The organism is Paenibacillus durus ATCC 35681 (genome assembly GCF_000993825.1).
Taxonomy (GTDB): Bacteria; Bacillota; Bacilli; order Paenibacillales; family Paenibacillaceae; genus Paenibacillus_AQ; species Paenibacillus_AQ durus_B.
On record NZ_CP011114.1, the window covers coordinates 4,281,075 to 4,303,380 of the forward strand.

At 56.2% G+C, this 22,306-nt stretch carries 18 protein-coding genes; 5 read left to right on the plus strand and 13 right to left on the minus strand.

Features of this window, described 5'->3' with window-relative positions:
• Nucleotides 1–43 precede the first annotated feature (43 nt).
• From VK70_RS20045 to VK70_RS20055, 3 genes are read right to left on the minus strand one after another with little or no spacing between them, the layout of a single operon-like run.
• Entirely contained in the window at nucleotides 44–1,294 is a 1,251-nt protein-coding gene (locus VK70_RS20045; protein WP_036642534.1) for an ABC transporter permease, read from the minus strand.
• On the minus strand, nucleotides 1,287–2,459 hold the full coding sequence (locus VK70_RS20050) for an ABC transporter permease (RefSeq protein WP_025699277.1): 1,173 nt from the start codon (nucleotides 2,457–2,459) through the stop codon (nucleotides 1,287–1,289). The genes VK70_RS20045 and VK70_RS20050 overlap by 8 nt, the downstream gene beginning before the upstream one ends.
• Nucleotides 2,460–2,471: 12 nt before the next feature.
• Nucleotides 2,472–3,407, minus strand: a complete 936-nt coding sequence (locus VK70_RS20055; protein ID WP_025699275.1) for an ABC transporter ATP-binding protein — start codon at nucleotides 3,405–3,407, stop codon at nucleotides 2,472–2,474.
• A 265-nt stretch (nucleotides 3,408–3,672) separates the two neighbouring features.
• Between VK70_RS20055 and VK70_RS20060 the strand changes: the two genes are divergently transcribed.
• The 3 genes from VK70_RS20060 to VK70_RS28430 all read left to right on the plus strand — a co-directional run bounded on the left by VK70_RS20060 (nucleotide 3,673) and on the right by VK70_RS28430 (nucleotide 6,596).
• Nucleotides 3,673–4,980, plus strand: a complete 1,308-nt coding sequence (locus VK70_RS20060; protein WP_046723661.1) for a sensor histidine kinase — start codon at nucleotides 3,673–3,675, stop codon at nucleotides 4,978–4,980.
• 41 nt (nucleotides 4,981–5,021) lie between these two features.
• Nucleotides 5,022–5,666, plus strand: coding sequence for a response regulator (locus VK70_RS20065; protein ID WP_025695863.1), 645 nt, complete (start codon nucleotides 5,022–5,024; stop codon nucleotides 5,664–5,666).
• A gap of 756 nt (nucleotides 5,667–6,422) precedes the next feature.
• Nucleotides 6,423–6,596, plus strand: coding sequence for a hypothetical protein (locus VK70_RS28430; RefSeq protein WP_158454082.1), 174 nt, complete (start codon nucleotides 6,423–6,425; stop codon nucleotides 6,594–6,596).
• 214 nt (nucleotides 6,597–6,810) lie between these two features.
• Here the strand turns inward: VK70_RS28430 and VK70_RS20075 are convergent, their stop codons facing one another.
• The 5 genes from VK70_RS20075 to ftsE form a co-directional block, all read right to left on the minus strand.
• Entirely contained in the window at nucleotides 6,811–8,235 is a 1,425-nt protein-coding gene (locus VK70_RS20075) for a PDZ domain-containing protein (RefSeq protein WP_158454093.1), read from the minus strand.
• A gap of 163 nt (nucleotides 8,236–8,398) precedes the next feature.
• Nucleotides 8,399–9,862 (minus strand): S41 family peptidase, encoded by a 1,464-nt coding sequence (locus VK70_RS20080; protein ID WP_025699571.1) that lies wholly within the window; start codon nucleotides 9,860–9,862, stop codon nucleotides 8,399–8,401.
• 117 nt (nucleotides 9,863–9,979) lie between these two features.
• Nucleotides 9,980–11,299 carry a murein hydrolase activator EnvC family protein gene (locus VK70_RS20085; protein ID WP_046724427.1) on the minus strand — a complete coding sequence of 440 codons (1,320 nt, stop codon included), beginning with the start codon at nucleotides 11,297–11,299 and terminating at the stop codon, nucleotides 9,980–9,982.
• A gap of 30 nt (nucleotides 11,300–11,329) precedes the next feature.
• Nucleotides 11,330–12,244 (minus strand): permease-like cell division protein FtsX, encoded by a 915-nt coding sequence (gene ftsX, locus VK70_RS20090; RefSeq protein WP_046723663.1) that lies wholly within the window; start codon nucleotides 12,242–12,244, stop codon nucleotides 11,330–11,332.
• Nucleotides 12,234–12,920, minus strand: coding sequence for a cell division ATP-binding protein FtsE (gene ftsE, locus VK70_RS20095; protein WP_025699566.1), 687 nt, complete (start codon nucleotides 12,918–12,920; stop codon nucleotides 12,234–12,236). The genes ftsX and ftsE overlap by 11 nt, the downstream gene beginning before the upstream one ends.
• 284 nt (nucleotides 12,921–13,204) lie before the next feature.
• Between ftsE and VK70_RS20100 the strand changes: the two genes are divergently transcribed.
• A complete protein-coding gene (locus VK70_RS20100; RefSeq protein WP_025699564.1) occupies nucleotides 13,205–14,632 on the plus strand; it encodes a VanW family protein in 1,428 nt (475 codons plus the stop codon).
• A 170-nt stretch (nucleotides 14,633–14,802) separates the two neighbouring features.
• Entirely contained in the window at nucleotides 14,803–15,219 is a 417-nt protein-coding gene (locus VK70_RS20105; RefSeq protein WP_025699562.1) for a CBS domain-containing protein, read from the plus strand.
• An 836-nt stretch (nucleotides 15,220–16,055) separates the two neighbouring features.
• Here VK70_RS20105 and argH read toward each other — a convergent pair.
• From argH to argB, 5 genes are all read right to left on the minus strand, one after another.
• Nucleotides 16,056–17,468: an argininosuccinate lyase gene (gene argH / locus VK70_RS20120; protein ID WP_025699558.1), complete on the minus strand. Its 1,413-nt coding sequence runs from the start codon at nucleotides 17,466–17,468 to the stop codon at nucleotides 16,056–16,058.
• 118 nt (nucleotides 17,469–17,586) lie between these two features.
• Nucleotides 17,587–18,822, minus strand: coding sequence for an argininosuccinate synthase (locus VK70_RS20125; RefSeq protein ID WP_025699556.1), 1,236 nt, complete (start codon nucleotides 18,820–18,822; stop codon nucleotides 17,587–17,589).
• A 63-nt stretch (nucleotides 18,823–18,885) separates the two neighbouring features.
• Nucleotides 18,886–19,848, minus strand: a complete 963-nt coding sequence (gene argF, locus VK70_RS20130; protein WP_025699554.1) for an ornithine carbamoyltransferase — start codon at nucleotides 19,846–19,848, stop codon at nucleotides 18,886–18,888.
• Between the two features lie 136 nt (nucleotides 19,849–19,984).
• The gene (locus tag VK70_RS20135; RefSeq protein WP_025699552.1) at nucleotides 19,985–21,271 is read right to left on the minus strand and encodes an aspartate aminotransferase family protein; all 1,287 of its coding nucleotides are present in this window, start codon (nucleotides 21,269–21,271) and stop codon (nucleotides 19,985–19,987) included.
• Nucleotides 21,272–21,400: 129 nt separating this feature from the next.
• Nucleotides 21,401–22,225: an acetylglutamate kinase gene (gene argB, locus VK70_RS20140; RefSeq protein WP_025699550.1), complete on the minus strand. Its 825-nt coding sequence runs from the start codon at nucleotides 22,223–22,225 to the stop codon at nucleotides 21,401–21,403.
• Nucleotides 22,226–22,306 lie beyond the last annotated feature (81 nt).

Consider the following 22,306-nt stretch of genomic DNA (forward strand, 5'->3'; position numbering starts at 1 on the left):
ATGTAAAATTGAACATTTCGCCATTGCAGCTGTAAACCAGACTCTATACAGCCGACTCGCTCGGCCGCAGAATGGCGGAACCGATGGCCAGCAGGATGGCCGCCATCAGGCCCAGCACCGCAAAGGGCAGCCACAGCTCGCTCCAGCCGCTGCCGGTGGCAGCAAGGCCTGCCGCTTGAATCGCCCATTTTTGCGGGACGAAGTTCGCGGCCTTCTGCATATAGTCCGGCATGATCGAGATTGGCCAGAAGCAGCCGCCTAGCATGCAGGTCGGGGTCAGGATGAGTGCGTTTAGCATTCCCGCATTGTTCGGGTTGCGGATAAGTCCGGCAACTGTGCTTGCCAGCCCCATACATACCAGCATGAACGCCGCCAGGATGAGAAAATATAGATACATCGGAAGCTCAAAGTTGTAGTTCAGCACATAGCGGCCTACCAGAAGCACAGCGGCGACCTGAATCACGCCCACCGTAAAGCTGCCCAGAAAATTGCCGATCGCAATTTCATAAGAACGAACCGGTGCGCTGAACATCCGCATCATCGTCCGCTGCTTGCGGTCATCCATAATGACCGAGACGGAGCTTGTAACCATAGCCATCAGGAACATCAGCATAAATCCGGTAACGATACGCAGACTTTCGCGGGGATACAGGTTATAGTCGGTCTTCTGGCTGCCCACATGATGCAGCTCAGCCTGCTGCAGAACAGCGGACAACTGCGCTTCCCGCGCGGCAGCTGAGCTGGAGGCTGTTCCGCCTGCCATACCGGTTGTACCGATGGATGGACTAGCTGCTTGAACACCAGCCGTGCCTCCAGCCGTCCCGGCGGCTGCTCCCTTTCCGGCCGCGTCAACCGCCGAGGCCACTTCGCGCAGCCTTCCGCCGATTTCCGAGGCCTTCATTTTGAGCGTGATTGAAGCCTCCGTTGTCTTCAATTCATAAATATGAAGCTGCGGCGCCTGCCCGGCGAGCAGCGAGGCCGAATAGCCTGCCGGAATTTCCAGTCCCGCGCCGCCTTCCTCGTTAAGAACTCCAGTGCGCAGCCCGCCCGCGTCTTCTTTTTCAATCAAGGTATAATCTCCGGTCTTCTCCAGTTCGGCAATGACATGCGCTCCTGCGGGGCCGCTGTCCAGATTTGTGTACAGCACATTCATCTTATGATCTACGTTGCCGCCGGTCATCCATATAATGACGGAAACAATGACGCCAGGCATAAGGATATAGGCGATCACTCCTCTGCGTCTGCCGATCATCCGCTTTACCAAATTCCAGGCAATGGTAATGATATTATGCATGGTAACCCACCTTTCGGTACGAGAAAAATGCTAAGCCCAGCAGCACGAGACAGATCAGCGACAGCATCGTGATACTGCCCGAAATTTGCGCCCACGGGGATTCCAGCATCATTCGCAGGATGCCTCTCATCCCCCAGTGATTGATTGAAATCGCGCCGCCCGTGTTCACCCAGGAATCCGGCAGGGGAGTCATCCCTCCGCTAATAAACGTCATTACCACCGTCAGCCCGCCTGAAATGGACCGTGCCGACGCTGCAGTTCTGGCAAACATAGCTATAATGACCGACAAGGTCAGCGAAGCAAGAATCATTAACAGACATACCAGCGCCAGCAGCCCCGGACGGTTGCCCCAGTACACGCCGAACAGAAAGTGTGTAGCCAAAATAATGGAGGCGCACTGCAGGACGGACACGAGTCCGATGCCAAGCATTTTTCCCATAAAGAGTTCCCCGCCCTTCACCGGCATGGAGCCGATCCGGAACAATGTATGGTTATCCTTTTCACTGTACAGGCTGGTGATCACCATCTGTCCGCACATTAGCAGGAACATCAGAAGCATCGCAGCCGCGTAATACTGGGAAGCGGTGTAGGCTGGGCCTCCTTCATCCAACTTGCCGAGCACCACGGCCGGATTGCCTTTTCCGCTCTCCGTCATCGCGCTAATCGCCTGGGGTCCAAGCGTCATGGCAGCGGCCTGCTTATAATTGATGCTGCTCAGGAAATTATCGAACACGGTTCCTGCGACCATATTGTCCGTCCGGTTTTTGCCGAGAATATATTCAAGCCGCGCTTCCTTCCCGCTCATGATATCCTTATCGAATCCCGCCGGAACGATGACGGCATAGCCGTATTCTCCCGAACGCACGCCGCTTACCGCCGCTTCCCGGCTGTCTGCGGTTTCCGGTGTAATGATCTCCGCGACCTCTGGCGACTTCAGGAAGTTCCCTATCAGCTGCGAGCGCTCGGAGGGGTTCGCTGCCGCATCGACAATGCCCACCCGGAAAGAATCGATCCTCTGGTCCTTACCTCCACCCATAACGCCGGAAAGCGCCGAGCCAAGCAGGAAAATCAGCAAAATCGGCAGCAGAAACAGGTTGATCAGCATCGAGCGGGAACGGAGCAGGCGCCGCAGCTCATACGCCGCAATTGTCCAAATATTTGCCATAGCCCTCTCCTCCTAATCCCGTAAAGTCCGTCCGGTCAGGCTTAAGAATAAAGTCTCCAGATCCGGTTCCTCGATTTGCAGCGTCTGAATGACGCCCCCATGCTTGGCGAAAATAAACAGGATATCCTGCAGCTCGCTTTGGGACGACGGCAGATACAGCTCCAGCGTCTCGCCTTCGGCTTCCACCCGGGTCACCCGGGGATGCTGCTTAAGCTCCAGAATCAGGTCTGGCGTGATACTGCCCGCTTTAATGATGATTTTCTCTTCGTGGGCGACCCGTTCCCGCAGCTCTTTTTCCGTCCCGCAAGCAATGATATGCCCCTTATCCATAATCGCCACCCTGTCGCATATCGCTTCAACCTCTTCCATGTAGTGGCTCGTATAGATGACGGTTGAGCCCAGCTTATTGAGCGCTTTAACCGATTCAAGGATATGGTTTCGGGATTGCGGGTCGATTCCCACCGTCGGCTCATCCATAATAATCAGCTTGGGCCGGTGCATAATGGCGCAGGCAATGTTCAGCCGCCGTTTCATCCCTCCGGAAAAAGTGGACGGCTTTTCTTTCGCACGGTCGGCGAGTCCGGTAAACTCCAGCGCCTCCTGCACCCGCTCCTTCAGCAATTCGCCGCGCAGGCCGTACAGTTTGCCGAAAAAGGATGCATTTCCCCAGGCAGTCAGGTCTTCGTACAGCGCCAGATCCTGGGGGACGAGCCCGATTCTTTTTTTGGCCTCAAGCGGCTGGTTCGCTACGGAAATACCATCAATGACTATGCTTCCCCCGTCCATCTTCAGCAGGCCGCAGAGCATGCTGATCGTCGTGCTTTTGCCCGCGCCGTTCGGACCGAGCAGACCGAATATTTCCCCTTCATTAATGCTTAGGTTCACATGATCCACCGTCAGCTTGCTGTCATATCTTTTTATCACATCGGTTAGTGAAGCAAGTGCCATCGTTCATCTCTCCTGTCCCTTATTCTTCATGCTTTCATTGTAGCGCAGCATCGAAGCCACCGAAGGTACGGAAGGTCATGAAGTGAAGGTGACTTAAGTCATCTCTTGTGAAGAAGCGGCCAAACCCGCGTCCCGCAGTATATAGGATGTGCTAAGATGGAAGTATGATGATACCCCCCTTGCCAAGATTAGCCATTCACTGAAAAAAGGCTGGTTGCAGGGGAGGATACTTAATCTTTATCTCTAGTGAAAAGGATGACGGCGTGTGACCAAGGAGCTGAAGCTGCTGCGGTATGGACTCATTGCCATCCCGGCATTTATCTCGATGTACGTTCAGGACTATGCCAATTATGACCGGTTCACCCTGCGTCTGCTGATTCTGCTGCTGCTGGCAACGCTGGGAGCGCGCCTGCCGGCACGGTTTACCATAGGGATGGCCGCGCTGGAAATGCTGTACTCTTCCTGGCTGTGCTCCAGGTACGGAAGCCTGATGGTATTCCCCTCCCTGTCTGTGCTGCTGGTCTATTTCCGCCTGCGTCCCGGCTCGCTGCCTCTGCTTTTTGCGGGGATTCATCTGACCGTGCTGAACGCTGCCGTCATGGAAGAAGCTCCGGTGATTCGCGCCTGGGTGAATCTGGTGTTTCTGCTGGCTGCCGTGCTGTGCTCCCAGCTTCACTCGGCGGGACGCGGCCGGGAGGAGACGCTGCATCTGTATGACGAGCTGCGCAAAAAGCATTTCGAGCTGGACGAAGCCCGTGATCGGCTGCTCCAATTCGCGTCCCAAGTAGAGAATGCCGCCCAAGCCGAGGAACGGGTCCGGATTTCCCGCCAGCTGCATGACGATATCGGCCATCGGCTGATCCGCGTCAAAATGATGATGGAAGCCGCCCTGCACACGCTTCCCTCCGCGCCGGAAGCGGGCATGTCCATGATGCGGCAGGTGCGCGATCAGCTTGCGGAGAGCATGGATGACCTGCGCGCCGCCGTAAGGCGCATCGGCCGGGGTCCGCATCTTGAGGGAGCCTATGCCCTGGACCGGCTGCTGGAGGAGACCGGCCGGGACACCGGCATTGAGACCTCATATACGGTCGAGGGTGCGCCTTTTCCGCTCTACCCGAGCTTTCAGGTCGTGCTGTACAAAAATGCCCGCGAAGCCATCACCAACGGACTGCGGCACGGGCAGGCGACATCGGTCGGCATCAAGCTCTGCTACAGCCCGTCCGAAGTCACGATGGAGATCAGCAATAACGGAAAGACAATGGAAGAATACGGCGGCGAGATGGCGGAGAGGAGCGGCAACAACCGGGGCAATGGAACACCCTCGGAGCGGTTGCCCGGCGTGAAGCAGGGATTGCAGGAACGTAACGGCAACAACCGGGACAAAGGCCCTCGCCCGGAGCGGTTGCCCGGCGTGAACCAGGGATTGCCGCTTACCGGCGCTGCCGGAGGCATGGGGCTAAAAGGGATGGAGGAACGAACCCGGCTGGTCGGCGGAACATTCGAGGTCCGGGCTGCATATCCCTTCACTGTCATAACAAAGCTGCCGGTCTATAAGCAAAGTGAGATTATGTAGAGCGGCAGAGCAGATTTTTTACAGAAAGGGGAACTTCCAAGATGATTAAAGTCGTAATCGTGGACGACGATTCTTTTATAAGGGAAAGTCTGAAGGTGCTCATTGGCATGGACCCGGATATTCAGGTAACGGGGGCCGCAGGAGATGGCGGCGAGGCGCTGAAGCTGCTGGAGAACGGGGCGGAAGCCGATGTCGTGCTGATGGATATCCGCATGCCCGGCATTGACGGTGTGGAGGGAGCGCGGCTGATCAAGCAGCGTTATCCGCAGGCTGCCGTGCTGATGCTGACCACCTTCGACGATGACGAATATATTATCGAGGCGCTCAAAGGCGGAGCCAGCGGTTATCTGCTCAAAAATATCCCCCCGGACCGCATTATCCAGGGCATCAAGACGGTCCATGAAGGCAATATGCTCATTCATCCCGACATTGCCCGCAAGCTGGCGAGCTTTCTTCAGCCGGCAGCCGGAACCACATCCCCCTGTCCGCTGGAATCATACGGGCTAACCAAGACGGAGCAGTCGGTCGTCGCAGCGATCGCCGAAGGACATTCGAACAAGGAAATTGCCGCTGAACTATTCCTAAGCGAAGGCACGGTCAAGAACTACATAACCGAAATTTTGAGCAAGCTGGGACTCCGGGACCGGACGCAAATCGCTATTTTTTATTTGAAAAATGGGCGGTGAATCCGAGCATCATTCGTAGAAGGCCAAAAAGACGGCTTCACCTGTGAAATCAGTGCCTGCATGTGTGATTCAGCAAGAAAAAGGATCAGTGCCTGCTATGTAATTCAGCATGAGAGGACGACTTAAGTGGGATGATGAGGCTTGCCTTCTAGTGAGCTGAGGTTTGCTTTCCAGTGGCTGAGGTTTACCTTCCAGTGGGTAACAAGCGGGGGTGCCTCTCAGAGTGGACACCAATTAGGGGGCTGCCCCTTACAATGGTCTGCGAAGCGTTCCCGTAAAGGCAACGTAGACGGCTGCTGCAGGAGGTTTCGAAAAATTACTGCATTTGTACATCCATTTCTCGTAAAAAATCGCTCCCTAGACCCGTTCCTGCAAATGCGCAGGCATTTCGTCCCCCTTCTCCCCGTTTCGGCGTGCAAGCATCAAAATAACTGCACCACAGCAGCAATTCCCTCTTCCGGACGAAATCCACCGGGAATACCTGCAGGTTTGCAGGAAATTTCCGCCTATTTAGGCTGAGTAACGGCCCCCATTGTTCCTTCATTCGCCTCTGCGCAGCGATGGACGGCAAGGTGGCCTCTCCCGGCGTGAGTTATGCAGGGCTCAGCGCGCGGGGAGCGGCCAGCACGTATGCCTATAGGGGCACGTTGTGCAGTATTAAGCGTACATCGGGAGCGCCCGCGTTATGCAGCAGCACATGCACATCGGGAGCGTCTGTGTTATGCAGCACACATGCGCACCGGGAGCGCTCGCATTATGCAGCAGTATATGCACATCGGGAGCGTCCGCGTTATACAGAAGCACATGCACATCGGGAGCGGACATGTATGCAGCAGTACATGCACATCGGAAGCGGACGCGTATGCACCAGTACATGCCGAAGTAGCCGAGCTTGGGAACCGCTGCTGCCCGCTGCGGCGGCCGATTTAATATTGCAGCAGAAGAACGAGGCAAAAAGAAACGGCTTCGCCGTCCTTTTAGGGACGGTACCGTTTCTCGTAGAAATATAAGACCAAACGATAGGCGCGAAGCTTATAACGTCTTATTTTTAACAAAAGCCCGGATTCCGATCTCTCGTAAATCCGGGCTTGTCCCGTTCTGTTGGCGCAATGCGGCTTGCCGCCATTATTCGTTCGTTGCGGGCTTATCGTTTCGCCGATTTCGCTCCGCCGGAGCCTTGCAGCGGTCCGGGCGATCCGGGCGCGGGCAGCGCAGCGGTCGTCTCTCGCGCAGCCGCTGTCTCTTGCGCGGCCGCTGCCTCTCGCGCAGTAGCTGCCTCTTGCGCAGCTGCCGTCTCTCTCCGGGACGGCAGCTCCGAGGCGACGGACGGCCTGCGGCGGGCGCCCGTCGTCATGAGGGCAATGCCCACAATGCCGGCAGGCTTCTCCGGTGCCGTCGTATCTTCATCCGGCTGGGGCGCCAAAATGACGCCCAGCAGATGATGGTCGCCGTCGTAAATGGCGCGCTGCAGGTACTTGCTCTCGCCTGCGGCGTTCTGCACCTCCAGCTTGCAGAACGCCGGACTCTTGCGCAGCGCCTCATGCAGCTGCTGCGCCTCGCCGGTCAACGCTTCGCCGTTGACCTTCAGCAAGACCTCGCCCGGCAGGATGCCCAGCTCCTGCGCGGGGCTGCCGGGCAGCACGGCCAGCACCTTCAGGCCGTGCGGCGGATGCACGAAGAAGGGGCTGCTGCGGCGCTCCTCCAGAGCGCCGTACCACACCAGCCCTTCGTGCAGCAGCAAAGCCGCGAGCGCCGCGAGCAGCGTCAGCGGGCTGTACCGGGCCGCGAGCAGCGCGAGGCCCAGCAGGATGGCGCCGCAGAGCAGCAGCCGTCCCGAGATGCGGGCCGCTTTGCTCTGCGGCAGCATGCCCGTCGTCAGTTGGCTGAAGCCGATGACGACAGGCAGCGAGACAAGGCCGAGGCCTCCGCCGAGCAGCGTCGGCCACGGCAGCACGCCGGCTCCCGCGCCTGCGGGAATCAGTAGGAAGAGCGGCAGCGGCCAGAATGCCTCCATCCGGTATCCGCCCACCACGCGGCCGCGCTTGCCTTCCAGAAACAGCGGCGTCGCAAGCCGAGGACCTTGCCAGCGGGCCAGCAGTGCCTCGGCGACATGCAGGATGGCTGCCAAAGCCAGCAGTGCGGGAATATCCATTCCTCTTACCGCTGCTACGACCTCACCGCCGAGACCCCCGGGAAGAAAGCCGGGGAAGAAGGACAGGACAAACTGAATAATACCAAGCAGGCCGATGGAATACGCGAAGCAGAAGTACCGCACCCGGAACAGCAGCAGAGCCAGGCTGACCACCCAGATGCAGACTACTGCCGGACCCGTTACCGAAACGCCGAGCAGGATGGCTGCCAGCGAGACGAGAATTCCCGCAGCCAGCCCCGTCCCTATGGCGCGCCATATTTCCCTGCCCCAGCTGTGCAGCTTTACATGAATGAGCCGCCGCTCCAGCAGCGTCTGCCTGCGGTAATAGAGGGCCATGAACAGCAAAGCGATATAATAAAAGGGCTGCGCCAGCATATGCAGCGCGGCATTCCCCAAGCTTGCCAGCAGTTCCAGCATGTCATTCAAACCGATCGTCACGCTCCTTTGGCTGCGATAACTTAAGTCGCGGCTTCATCCTCTATTCTAATGGAATGGGATAGTCAAAGACAGGCTTTTTAAACGGAAAATATTAGGTTCCGCTCTTTAGCGGCATGAAAAAAGAAGGCTGTAATCAGCCTTCTTATGAATTCGACGCCTTCGCCCCGATTTCCTTCCGTATCTCTTCAATTCCCCGGTTGCGCTGATTGTCGTTCACAGGGTTTCGGATCGCCTTAATCAAGGCGGCTTCCAGCGCCTCCGCCGTCTTGGCGTCAATAATACCGGTAGCTTTCAGCTTGGCCGCGCTCTGGAATTTCTTCACCGCGTCCTTCGTGCCGGTGTCAAAATATCCGTCTTTGCGCCCCGGCTTATAGCCCAGACCGTCCAGCATCGTCTGCGCGCTCTTCACATTCGAGCTGTTAGAGTTGTACTGGAGCGGTGCACTCTTATCGATTGGCGTCACCGAAAAATAATCCGGCTGAGCCACCGCGATATCCGGCTTAATTCCCTTGCCGTGAATCCAGCTGCCGTTCGGCGTCAGCCATTTGGCGATCGTAATCTTAAGCAGACTGCCGTCGCCAAGCTGCTTGTCAAAGCTGGTCTGCACGGTTCCCTTACCGAAAGAATTATCGCCGATCAGCTTGGCTCCGGCGGACTGCTGCAGCGCTCCCGCCAAGATCTCAGATGCGCTCGCGCTGCCTTTATTCATCAAGACGGCGACCGGATAATCCTTGCCTCTGCCCTTGGAGGTCGTGAGTTCACGTTCCTTGTTCTTGTTCTCGACTTGAACGATCGTCTTGCCTCTTGGCACGAACTGCTCGGCAATATCGATGACAACCGGCAGCACGCCGCCGGGATCGTTGCGGACGTCAATGACAAGACCTTTGAGTCCCTTCTTCTCCAGCTTGGCCAACTCTTCCTTGAAGCGGTCGGCGGTGTTCAGCGAGAACTGCGTAATCTCGATCACGCCAACACCGTTCTTCTCCATGGAGGAGTAGACCGTCTCCAGTGTCACGTTATCCCGTTTGATATTGAACGTCAGGGGCTGAGCGGAACCGCTTCGCTGGATGACGAGAACCGCTGTGCTGCCTTTCGGGCCGCGAATTTTGGCGACCGCGTCGTTCAAATCCATTCCTGTAAGCGATGTTCCGTTCACGGAGACAATAATATCCTTCGCCTGAATTCCGGCCTTCTCCGCCGGCGAGCCTTTGATCGGCGACACGACAACGACTTTGCCGTCATCCGAGGCGACCTCGGCTCCAATGCCGGTGAACGAGCCCTCAATGCTCTCTTCGAATTTCTCCGCCGTTTCCTTGGCCATGTAATTCGAATAAGGATCGCCGAGCGCTTCCATCATCCCGTTAACCGCGCCGTCGATCAGCTTGCTTCGATCCACGCTCTTGTAGTAATTTCTTTCGATCAGACTAAGCGTCGTCCCAAGCTTCTTCGCTTCGCTCTGCGCAAGCCCGCCGCTTGCCGGGGCGGATGCCACGCTTTCTCCGGCAGCTTGTCCGGAAAAGAGCGAGCCCGTCACCGCCAGCGTTAACAGACTGCCGCACAGCAGAGCTGCGATAACCATAAAAGCCGCTGTGCTCTTTTTTAACATGAAGCCTTCACCGTCCCTTCTTGTCCACCATGCCGTCAGCCTGAGGTCCGTCCCGTAAGATCGGTCTGACTTCCAGTATATGCCGTAATGCTAAATATTATTTATAATACCGCTAAATCATAAGTAATCCATCGGTTCTACGGGCTTTCCGTCAATCCGTACTTCGAAGTGAAGATGGGGTCCTGTTACCCGGCCAGTGGCGCCCGATTCCGCAATAGTCTGTCCGCGCTCCACCTTGTCTCCTACGCTAACCTTGATTCCGCCCTCGCGAATGTGTCCGTACAGCGTCCACATGCCGCCGCCGTGATCGATAACGACGCAGTAGCCGTAGCCGCTCCACCATTCCGCGACAATGACGGTGCCCGCTTCGGCCGCATGAATGTCCGTGCCCTGCGGAACGGCGAAGTCAACGCCGGTATGCAGCTTGCGATCTCCCGTCACCGGATGAATCCGGTAGCCGTACGGCGAAGACACCCGCGCGCTGCCCACGGGCAGCAGCAGCGGACCGCTGCCGCTGGCGTAGGTGCTGCTCGAGTCATCGCCGCCATGCTCCGCGCCGGAATCGCCGGAGCTGCTGGCCGCTGCCGCCGCTGCTCTTCTCGCCGCTTCCTCGGCCGCTCTTTTTGCTGCTGCCGCCTTGGCCGCCGCCGCTCTTCTTGCCGCTTCTTCAGCCTTCAGCTTGTCCTTCTGGTCTTCGAGCGCCGCCCGCTGGCTTGCTAACTGTACCAGCTTGGCGTTCTGCTCCTGGCTGATATCCTCCGCATCTTCGATGGCTTTGTCGTAATAAGCGATCAGCTCCTGCTTCTCGGCTTCCTTCTCCTTCAAGACGCTCCGCTGCGATTCCAGATCAGTGTACAGCTGCTTGGCCTGGGCGTACTGCCCTTCCAGCTCTTTCTTCTTTTGGGTAACGGTCGCTTCATCCCGTTTATGCTGGTCCAGCAAATCCTGGTCCTGGTCCACGATTAGCTTAAGCGAATCCGCGCGGTCAAGGAAATCCGAGAAGCTCTTGGAAGAGAGCAGCACGTCGAGGTAAGACACCGCTCCATCCGTATACATGAGACGCACGCGGGATTCAATCAGCTTCTGCCGCGAATCCACCCGCTCCTGCGCAGCGTCCAGTTCGGATGCCGTCGTCTTCAGCGACTGCTCGGTGTTATCGATTTTGGCGGATATCTGCTTCATTTCGCCCTTTACCAGTCCAATCTGGCCGAGCACATATTGCAGATTCTGGTTCGTCTTATTTTTGTAGTGCTGAGCCTGTTGGCCTTGGGAAGCCGCTTTTTCCTGCTGCGATTTCGCACTCTTCACATCCTGCTGCAGCTGCTTAAGCTGCTTGTCGATTTCGGCGACGGTTGGTTTCTTGGCATATCCTTCCGAGGGCTGGAACATTACGGCAGACAGCAGCAATACGGCTAAACCGGCGGCTATTTTTCTCAACTCACGTTCCCCGTCCTTTGTCTTCATAATTCAGATCTTCAAAAACTTGCGGATGGACACGGTGCTTCCCCAGATGCCGATCAGCACCCCAAGTCCGAGCAGCAGACCGCTCAGCTGCATCCAGATATCGGTAAAGGGCAATAGTCTCCACCCCATCAGCGGATCACCCTTCATGGATGTATTCAGACCGGAATACCCGGCATACAGTACCCCGACGGTAATCAGCGAGCCAAGCAGCCCGATCAGCGCGCCCTCGATAAAGAACGGCCAGCGGATAAAAGCATTCGTCGCCCCCACCAGCTTCATAATTCCAATCTCCTTGCGGCGGGCCAGTATGGTCACCCGGATCGTATTGGAAATCAGGAACATCGACATGACACCGAGCCCTGCGACAAAAACAAACCCGACGTTGCGGACCGTGCGCGTGATTTTGAACAGAGTCTCCACTGCGCCCTCCCCATATTTCACCTTGTAGATCGGTTTCTCGGGGTGTGTATCGTTCAGCGCCTTGATCTTATCCGCCACAAACGGCACGGTCGTCGCCTTCACAACTTCCACCCGGAAAGCGTCATTAAGTGGGTTATTGTCTTTGTCGAACCCTTCCAGTATGTTGTCGGCATCCGGCCCCAAATCCTTTCGCAGCTCTTCCAGTCCCTGATCTTTGGGGACGAACTCGATTTTGCTGACCTCGGGCATGCTGCCGATCTCATTCTGGAGCGTCTCTCGCAGCGCTTGATTTGTCTCCAGCGTCAAATGAACGGTGATCTGCACTTGACTGTCCGCCTTGTCCGCCAGTGAATTCACATTTAATACCAATAAAATAAAGACGCCCAGCACGAGCAAGGAGACGACAATGGATGTGATGGAGGCCACCGACATCCAGCCGTTGCGGAATACGTTCTTGAAGCCTTCCCGCACATGCCGCAAGAAGGTTTTAAAACTCATATCCGTATTCTCCTCTCAGTTGGTCTCTGACGATCAGTCCATGCTCGATGGCTAGCACGCGTTTGCGCATTTTGTTCACGATATCCCGGTTATGGGTGGCCATGACTATCGTTGTGCCGCGAAAATTAATTTCATCCAGCAGCTGCATAATGCCCCATGACGTCTCCGGGTCCAAATTGCCCGTAGGCTCGTCCGCCACAATGACCGAGGGATTGTTGACGATAGCCCGGGCGATGGCGATCCGCTGCTGTTCCCCGCCGGAGAGCTGGGAAGGCTCGCGATTCGCTTTGGAACGCAGGCCCACCAGATCTAGCACTTCGTTCACCCGTTTCTTGATCTGCTTTTTCGGCGCTTCGATAACCTCCATCGCAAACGCGATATTTTCAAAAGCCGTCAGCTTCGGAAGCAGCCTGAAATCCTGGAATACTACGCCGATATTGCGGCGGACGTAGGGGATTTTGCGCGGCTTCAGCTTGCCGATATTGAACCCCCCCACGGAAATCTGGCCCTTGGTCGGCGCTTCTTCTCTATAAATCAATTTCATGAACGTCGATTTGCCCGCGCCCGACGGGCCGACGATATATACGAATTCGTTGCGGTCGATTTTGACCGACACTCCTTGAAGTGCATGGGTGCCATTTGGATATGTCTTCCAGATATCCTGCATTTCGATCATCTTTATCACTTCCCGATTCTGACTTATCCGTTCCACGCTCTTCGGCATTCACTGTAAAGCTTTCATAAACTGCGATATGACCACAGACGTATCTATTGTAACAAATCCGTAACTGCTTGAGTACCCGAAAGTTTTGCTGGGACCCTGCATATATTTGAATGATCAATCCTGGGCCCGCGTCCTTATAACTATATCGGCATGGCGGACCCTATTTCTAAAGACCTATGCGGCAGAACCGGCGCCTCTTGGCGCAAATTTTCGGTATCAGAGGAGACGACATTGCGATGAGAAAAACACATGGCGCCCTGATTGCGCTAATCGGACTGATTTTAGCGGCTTCGCTAGTATACGGGGGGCTGTATTTATATGCGGGACAGCGCAGTGTGCCGAAGGGGACCATGCTTGCGGGCTGGAGTGTCGGCGGAATGGATATCGCGCAGGCGCGTGCGGAACTGGACCGGAAGCTACAAGCGCTGCATGAAATCCCGATCACACTAACGGGAGACGGGGAGACGGAAATTCGGATTACACTTAAGGAAGCTGGGGTTACATATCATGCTGACGGGTTTTTGCAGAGCCTGAACCGGCTGACGGACGGGAGCCTGCTGGAGCGGGTCAAGGCCCGCCGCGGTTTCGCGAAGATATGGGGCCTTGAAGCCGGCTGGGACAGCGCAGTGCTGAAACGCACTTTGAGTCCCCAATGGGAGCGGACTACTTTCGGCGAACCCGTGAATGCCACCCGGAGAATTACGGAGAGCGACCAAATTGTCTATACACCGGGGGAGACCTCCCGCAGGGTTGACTGGAACGGCATGGAAGCTTCGCTTCGGGCCGGGATTCCGGGAAGCTTCGACCAGTTAGACGCTGTGCGGAGCACGGGCATTACCGCTAAGCTTCCGCTTAAAATCGTGCAGCCGGATGTGACGGTAGAGTCGCTGCGGGAGCAGGGAGTGGCGCGCAAAATTTCCGAATTCAGCACCTCGCTGGGCTCAAGCGGACCGGGTAGAAGCTACAACGTGGAATCCGCCGCTAATGCGGTGAATGATACGCTCCTTCCCCCGGGGGGAATATTCGACTACGGCAAAGCAATCGAAAAAGCGGAGAAAACCACCGGCTTCCGCGAAGCGCCGGTCATTGTGAGCGGCAAGCTTCAGCCGGGCATCGGCGGCGGCATCTGCCAAGTGTCCAGCACGCTGTACAATGCGGCGCTGCGCACGGGACTTGAAATCGTGGAGCGGCGCAACCACTCCCTGCCGGTAAGCTACCTGCCCAAGGGCCAGGATGCGACCTTCTCCCAGGGGTCGATCAATTTCCGTTTCCGCAATAATACCGGCCGCTATTTATTAATCCGATCCGCCGTGCAGGGACGCAGGCTGACCGTCAAGCTCTTTGGTACCTTCCCGCAAAACGTATCGTACGAGGTTGAGTCTCGGACCGTGGATATCCTAACTCCCGGCAGCCGGACGGTTTCCGATGCAACCCTGCCGGCCGGGGCTTCGCGTACGCTCCAGAACGGCAAAGCCGGATATGTCGTTGAGACCTACCTCACCCGCAAGGTGGACGGCAAGGCCGTAGACAGAAAAAAACTGTCGCGCGACACCTACCGGCCGCAGCATGCCCTTGTCGCCGTCGGTTCAGGCGGAGCAAGACCATCCTCCCCGGAGCCCTCTGAGCATCCGCTGGTGGAGGATGGAATAAGGAAGAATAATTAGGTGTCTCTGGGAGATTAAATGGACCGGGCGGCGCTTAAGCAAGCAGGCTTGGAGTGCCGCCCAACATATTTAATTCTTGCTTTACCTAAGCAAGCCGTCCCCTTTACAATCTGCTGATATACTGATGATATACTCAAGTAATCACTATATTCAGAAAGGGATGACTTATCGTGACAACAACGGCAATATCCACCACTGTTAAGCTGGCCGATCTTATGCGACCTGCACCGATCGTTTATGATTACAGCACCTGCCGCCAAGCGCTTCGCCTGATGTTCAATCACCCGGAGTCCAAGTGTCTTGTCCTCTGTAGCCCTGCGGACGAGCCGGTGGGGCTGCTCATGAGCGAGAAATTCTTTTTAAAAGTATCCGGCCGGTTCGGAATGGACACATTCTACAAGGAACCAGCAATGAAGTTTGCTCAAAAAGACCCGCTGATTGTCGACATCACCGCTGAACCGTCTGCGGTTCTGGCAATGGCGATGGACCGCCATCCCATGCAGCAGAATGACTGCATTATCATCACTGACGGCGGCAAGCTGGCCGGAGCCGTCTATGTCTCCGATTTACTCGCCCGGCAGTCATAGTTGGACACGCCTCTCCTTCCCCTTACTTTCCGCTCCAATCTATACCTTAGCTCCCCCTCACCTCTGCATTTAGAACAAGTTATCCAAAAGCGCCGATTCCAGCATAATAACACATTCGTATATAGCTTTAGCGTGGCTTGTTCTCCTTCAGCTGTGCTGCCGGCCGGCCCTCCCTCACTTTTGCAGAAGGCTGGGGCTTCGCAAGCCGGAGGCTTTTGCCGCGGCTGCCAGCTTATCCGGAGCGCTCGATGTGGCGCATCTTCATATCAACCATGGCAACGCTATGTCCAAACAAAAATTTGAAATGATTTTTGGCAATGAGGATATCTCAGGAACGGACGAGGACCTAATGGGGCAATTGGGATGTCAAAATTCAGGATGTGCTGGCCTGGCTGCCGCTGAGAGTATAGAATATGTTCACGAAAAAGAGCGCCGCTCTTCTAACCCTAACGTATCCCCTTTTCGGGTGTAGTCAAAACTGCGTAAGTACATTTTCTTTCGCTCATCCTTTGAACGATTGAAAAAGAGCTGCGATCGTGCAGGAATTTCAAGCTATTTCTGCCATAACATGAGGTCAAGTAGGGAAAACATGTATCTGCGCAGGAATGGTCCCTCTTGAATTAACATTTGTAGAAAAAGGATATATCGTTGCAGGTCTTTAACTTTATTGATTGCATCGATCGCATGCCAAACTTTATTCCCTCGTATATATAGAAAAAATGACATCCCAACTGTTATCAGTTTGAATGTCATTTTTAGTTAATTATTACCTCAAAACGGAACCCGTGATGCCTACTCGGATGGCCTCTTGATTCTCTTTTTGCCGGATGACACGTTTAGAGTTTCGCTGCATGCTCCGCAACCCATTTTTTCGCTTCGAGCAGACTCTCTTCCGCCCGCCCGATCGCCGCCTGCACCTGCACCGTTGCCGTTCCGCCGTACACATTACGCGCATTGACAACCGCTTCCGGCTGAAGCACGGCGTAAATATTCTCGTCGAACAGCGGCGAGAACTGTTTGAACTCATCCAGCGTCAGATCGAGCAGGAATTTGCCTTCATTGATGCAGTACAGCACCGTTTTTCCGATGACCTCATGCGCCTGGCGGAACGGCAGCCCTTTCCCGACCAGGAAGTCCGCAATATCCGTCGCGTTGGAGAAATCGGTGTTCACCGCTTCCCGCATCCGTCCCTTGTTGACCTTCATCGTCGCAATCATCGGCGCGAACAATTGCAGGGCGCCTGTCAGCGTCGCAACCGTGTCGAACATGCCTTCCTTGTCTTCCTGCATGTCCTTGTTGTACGCGAGCGGCAGAGATTTCAGCGCCGTCAACAGCCCGATCAGGTTGCCATAGACACGGCCCGTCTTGCCGCGCACAAGCTCCGGCACGTCCGGATTCTTCTTCTGCGGCATAATGCTGCTGCCTGTACAGAAAGCGTCATCCAGCTCCACGAAGCTGAACTCCGTGCTGCTCCACAGCACCAGCTCTTCGCTCAGACGCGACAGATGCGTCATGATCAGCGAGGCGTTCGCCAGGAACTCAACGATGAAATCGCGGTCGCTGACCGCATCCAGACTGTTCTCATAGACGCCGTCAAAACCGAGCTGTTCCGCTACAAAATGCCGGTCAATCGGGAAGGTCGTTCCCGCCAGCGCTCCGGCGCCCAGCGGCAGCACATTGATGCGCTTGTAGCTGTCCGTCAGCCGCTCCGCGTCCCGGCGGAACATCGAGACATAGGCGAGCAGATGATGCGCGAACAGAATCGGCTGCGCCCGCTGCAAATGCGTATAGCCCGGCAGAATCGTCTCCACGTTGTCCTTGGCCTGCTCAATCAGCGCTTCTTGAAGCCCATGCAGCAGGTCGGTCAGCTCCACGACCCGGTTGCGCAAATACAAATGCATATCCGTCGCCACCTGGTCGTTGCGGCTGCGTCCTGTATGCAGCTTGCCGCCGACCGGCCCGATCTCCCCGATCAGCTGCTTCTCGATGTTCATATGAATGTCTTCGTCCGAGACGGAAAATTCAACCTCTCCGGCGCGAACCTTTTCCAGCACCTTCTGAAGACCCTGCTTAATTGTTTCCACATCTTCCTGCGGCAAAATCCCGCATTTGCCAAGCATCGTCACATGCGCCAGACTGCCCTGCACATCTTCTTCTGCCAGCGCTTTATCGAAGCCGATGGAGGCTGTGTACTCCTCCACAAGCTTATTTGTTCCTTTGGTGAAACGTCCACCCCACAGCTTGCTCACTGCTCGATTCCCCCTTTTCAAAATAGATCTCTTCCGTGCGCTTTCATGGAAAAACCCGGGCTTGTGAGGATATACTGCCGCTCCCCAGTCCCGGGTATACCTTATTGCTCAGGTTGCCTTATTTCGCCGATTCAGCCACTCCGGTGGAAACCTTCAGGCGCAGCGCGTTCAGGCGGATGAAGCCCGTAGCGTCGCCCTGATCATAGGCCTGTGTCGGGTCGGCCTCCATCGTCGCGATATTCGGATTGTACAGGCTGACCGGACTCTTAACGCCTGCGGCGATAATGTTCCCTTTATACAGCTTGAGGCGTACGGTTCCGGTTACGTTCTGCTGGCTCTCAGTCACAAGCGCCTGAATGGCTTTGCGTTCCGGAGCAAACCAGAAACCGTTGTATACCAGCGTGCTGTAACGGGTAATCAGGCTGTCGCGGACGTTCATCACTTCACGGTCCATCGTGATGGATTCCATTTTGCGGTGGGCGGTGAACAGGATAGTGCCGCCAGGAGTCTCGTATACCCCACGGCTCTTCATGCCGACGAAGCGGTTCTCCACCATGTCCACGCGACCGATACCGTGCTTGCCGCCCAGCTCGTTCAGCTTCTCCATTACCTGCAAAGGCGCAAGCGGCTCGCCGTTAAGGGCAACGCAGTCGCCTTTCAGGAATTCCAGTTCGATATACTCCGGCTGATCCGGAGCGTCTTCCGGCGCATTCGTCAGCAGGAACATTTCCTTGTTCTCCGGCGCGCTGGCGTCGAACCACGGATCTTCCAGGACGCCGCTCTCGTAGCTAATATGCAGCAGATTGCGGTCCATTGAATACGGCTTCGCCGCCGATGCCTGAACCGGGATGCCGTTCGCTTCCGCGTAGGCGATCATTTCCGCGCGGCCAGGGAACTGGTTACGGAACTCTTCAAGCCGCCAAGGCGCGATCACCTTGATATTCGGAGCAAGGCCAGCCGCGCCAAGCTCAAAGCGCACCTGGTCGTTGCCTTTGCCGGTAGCGCCGTGAGCAATCGCTGTCGCGCCTTCTGCAATAGCGATGTCGACCATGCGCTTGGCGATCAGCGGGCGGGCGATACTGGTGCCGAGCAGGTACTGCCCTTCATACAGCGCCCCGGCCTGGAACATCGGGTAGATGAAATCCTTGGCGAATTCCTCGCGCAGGTCGTCGATATAAACTTTCGACGCGCCGGTTGCGAGCGCTTTTTCCTCCAGACCGTCCAGCTCTTCCTTCTGGCCGATATCGGCCGTAAAAGCAATAATTTCCGCGTCGTACGTTTCTTTCAGCCATTTCAGAATGACCGAGGTATCCAGGCCGCCGGAATAGGCGAGCACGATTTTTTCTTTTGCCATTAAAAAATTCTTCCTTTCTGCTTAAGGGATTTCTCGCTGTGAATCAACGCTAAGCCGGACAGATTAGCCCATCAGGGCGGCCATCAACGCTTTTTGCGCATGCAGCCGATTCTCCGCCTCATCGAAAATGTAGGAGTTCGGTCCGTCGATAATTCCAGCGGTCACTTCCTCGCCCCGGTGGGCAGGCAGGCAGTGCAGGAACATATAGTCGCTCTTCGCGCCTTTGACGAGCTCCTCGTTTACCTGATAATCCTTGAACGCGGCTTCCCGCTTGAGCTGCTCTTCCTCAAAGCCCATGCTCGCCCATACGTCCGTATAGATAACATCCGCATCCTTCACCGCTTCCTCCGGACTGCGCGTAATCACGATCTCGGAGCCGGTCTCTTTGGCGATTTCCCGCGCCTTGGCCACAACGGCTGCATCCGGCTCGTAGCCTTCCGGTCCCGCTACCGACACATGGACGCCGAGCTTCGCCCCGCCCAGCAGCAGGGAATGCGCCATATTGTTGCCATCGCCGATATAGGCAAGCTTCAGGCCCTTCAAGCGGCCTTTGTGCTCATAAACCGTTTGATAATCGGCCAGCACCTGGCACGGATGCGCCAAATCGCTCAGGCCGTTAATAACGGGCACCGACGCGTAGCGGGCCAGCTCTTCGACCTTGTCATGCCCGAATGTGCGGATCATGATGCCGTCCAGATAACGCGACATGACCTGCGCCGTATCGCCCACCGTCTCGCCGCGTCCAAGCTGAATGTCGTTCTTGCTCAGGAACAGAGCATGTCCGCCAAGCTGATACATGCCCACCTCGAAGGATACGCGCGTGCGTGTGGATGATTTTTCAAAAATAAGACCGATCGTCTTGCCCAGCAGCGGCTGATATACTTCACCGTTCTTCTGCTTGCGCTTCAGCTCGATCGCCAGATCGATCAGATACTGGATTTCTTCCGTACTGTAGTCGTCCAGCTCCAGAAAATCCCGGCCTTTGAGCACGATGCCCTGTGTGTTGTCCGTGATGCCCTGACCCATGAATCCGTTCCTCCTTGTTATTCACAATATAGCTCTGTCAAACAACCCTGCAAAAAAGGGAAGGTTGCACTAAAGCCTATCTATGCTGCGGGAATAGTTACCCGTTAATTTATTGCTTGCAGTGTCCGCTTTGCGCTCACTTAGCCTGATGCTCGTCAGCATAAGTATGAATGAGATCCGAAAGGATGTCCACCGCCTGGCGAATTTCTTCCTTGCTTACATAAAGGTTCGGCAGCAGACGGATGACATGGGTTCCGGCCGTGACGAACAGCAGACCCTTGGATTGGCCGGCCAGCACGATCTCGCCAACGGGAGATTGGCACTCAATGCCGATCAATAGACCTTTGCCGCGGACGTCCACTACGAATGGACAATCGGCCAGCTTCTCTTTCAGCAGCCCGGTCAAATATTCGCCGGACTCAGCCGCGCGCTCTGGAAGATCATCCTCCAGCATCGTCTCGATGGTAGCCGCTATAACCGCCGTCGCCAGCGGCGTGCCGCCGAACGTCGAAGCATGGCTGCCCGGAGTGAACGCCTCGCGCAGATAGCCCTTCGCCAGCATGACTCCAGCCGGGAAGCCGCTCGCTATGCCCTTGGCCACCGTGAAAATATCCGGCTCAATGCCGTAATGCTGATGCGCGAACAGCTTGCCCGTGCGGCCCATTCCGGTCTGCACTTCATCCACGATCAGCAGCAGGCCGTGCTGCTTACACAGCGCCACGACGCTGTTCAAGAACTCCGGCTGCACCTCAAGCACGCCGCCTTCTGCCAGCACCATCTCCAGCATGATCGCGGCTGTGTTTTCTCCGATGGCCGCTTCGAGCGCCGGAAGATCATGGAGAGGCACCGTCACAAAGCCCTGCGGCAGCGGCAGATAACCGTCTTTTACCTTCTGCTGTCCCGTTGCCGTCAGCGTCGCCAGCGTGCGTCCGTGGAAAGACTGCTCGAATGTAATGATCTCGTAGCGGCCCGTGCCTTTCACCTTCTGGTGATAGCGGCGCGCCAGCTTGATCGCAGCTTCATTCGATTCCGCTCCGCTGTTGCAGAAGAACACCTGATCCGCGCAGCTATTGGCGGTCAACAGCTCAGCCACTTTGTCCTGACCAGGAATGTGGAACAGGTTGGATACATGCCACAGCGTATCGATCTGGGCTTTCAATTTCTCGCCAACCTTCTCCGGAGCGTGTCCAAGGCTGGTCACCGCCAGACCGGAGGTGAAGTCAAGATATTTATTGCCTTTGTCGTCCCATACCCAGCTTCCTTTACCCTTAACCAGACTGATATCGTATCTCGCATAGGAAGGAAAAACATGTTCCAGCTTGCCGGAAGCCGCCGGCTGACCCGCCGTGCTGATTCCCGCTCCCGTGTCCGCGACCTGTACTTCCTTCAAAGAATGATTTTCTGCCTGCGTAAGCTTGCTCATTTCCATTCACTCTCCCCCGCCCCGCCGCCTGACGCGGCTTCCGGCATTATTTACTTGCTCAAATCCAGCAGGCTCCGGCGTTCCGCATATACCGCCCTTTGCCGTGTGCCTGAATTTCCGCTATTCCCCTTACTCCCGTACGATCCGCGTCCCGATGGTTTCACCGGACAGCACCCGGCTCAGCACTCCCGGCTCCTTGCCGTCGACAATGACGACCTCGGACACGCTGCCCTGGATACAGTCCACCGCCGCTCGGACCTTGGGGATCATCCCCCCGTAAATCTCGCCGCTGTCGATCATGTTGTCAATCTCGGCAACCGTCACCATCGGCAGAACCTTCTTGGTTCCGTCTTCCGCAGTCGTCAAAATTCCCGGAACATCGGTCACCACAATCATTTGCGGCGACTTCATGTAGGAAGCGACCGCTCCAGCTGCCGTATCGGCGTTGATATTGTACCGCTGCCCAGCATTATCCACGCCAAGCGGCGCAATAATAGGCATATAGCCGAGCGCCAGAATACCCGCAATAATTTCCGCCTTCACCCCGGTCACATGGCCTACAAGCCCTACCTCGTCGCTGTTCGCCACGGGAGCGGCGGTAATAAGGTTGCCATCCACGCCGGATAAGCCGATCGCCCTGCCGCCGCTCCCCTGAATTCGCCTTACAATCGCCTTGTTGATGCTGCCCGACAGCGTCATTTCTACAACGTCGAGCACTTCCTCGGTCGTCACCCGCAGGCCGTTCACAAAGCTGCTCTCGATGCCGAGACGAGCCAGATTTCCCGATATCGCCGGTCCGCCGCCGTGAACGATAATCGGCTGTACACCATCCTCCTGCAGATGCCGGAGCTCATCAAAAAAAGAATCCGGAAGCGCGGTCAGCGTACTGCCGCCGCACTTCATCACGAACATTCTCTCATTGCCCGCGCTATTAGGTTCATATGCATCGCTCATGAGTTTCGTTATCCTTCCTTATAAAAGGCTGTATTATGCCGCCATCTGTAAATGCTCTGCAGCAATTGGCCGAGGCCCGTC